Source organism: Bradyrhizobium sp. UBA2491 (assembly GCF_002341725.1).
In the GTDB taxonomy this organism is placed as follows: Bacteria; Pseudomonadota; Alphaproteobacteria; order Rhizobiales; family Xanthobacteraceae; genus Bradyrhizobium.
Map to the genome: position 1 here is coordinate 24,808 of NZ_DDOP01000032.1, position 628 is coordinate 25,435.

The 628-nt window shown below is 66.6% G+C and carries 1 protein-coding gene; it reads right to left on the reverse strand.

Features of this window, described 5'->3' with window-relative positions; all coding sequences use genetic code 11:
* Nucleotides 1-59 precede the first annotated feature (59 nt).
* Entirely contained in the window at nt 60-428 is a 369-nt protein-coding gene (locus B2W55_RS09465; protein WP_024582399.1) for a hypothetical protein, read from the reverse strand.
* Nucleotides 429-628: the final 200 nt, after the last annotated feature.

Here is a 628-nt window from a genome sequence, read left to right on the forward strand (position 1 = left end):
CGGCCGGCCCGACAGTTCGAGATGCATGTAGCGGCCGACGATCGGTTCGAATCTGGCGCTCATGCGTGAACTCCCGCGCGGCGCAGCTTGCCGAGCGCCTCCTTGAAGTAGCGCAGGTTCGCCATGAAGACTTGCAGTTCGCCCTCGGCCTTCAGCACACGGCGCTTGATCAGCGCCATCAGGTCGTTGGAGCCCGGCGGCGGCCGCCGCTCGCAGAACTTGTCCCACTCCTCGTCCGAGGTGCGCAACGCGAACGCCGATGACGGCATCACGAATGGACCCTTGGTCACCGCGACGATCCGGCCCTCATGGATCGCGATCAGCCAGGCGGTCTTGCCGATCTCGAGCAGGAAGGTCGTGGTCAGATAGCGGCCGCGTCGCACCAGGCCGGGGTCGCCGTTGACCCGTTCCATCAGCATCTCGATCATGTCAGCTCCACCCGATGGCGGCTCGCCTGCGCCGGGCGCAGCGTGCGCTTGTTCTGGCGGCATTGGGGGAAGGAATGGAGGGGCCGTCAATTGTCACCGGCGTCGCGCGGCCCCGGCGTTTTCGCCGTGGGTCGCCACGTCAGGAGTTTGACTGAAGCCGAGAGCCTAGAGCCAGGACCAGACCAGCGCCACGTTCGCGG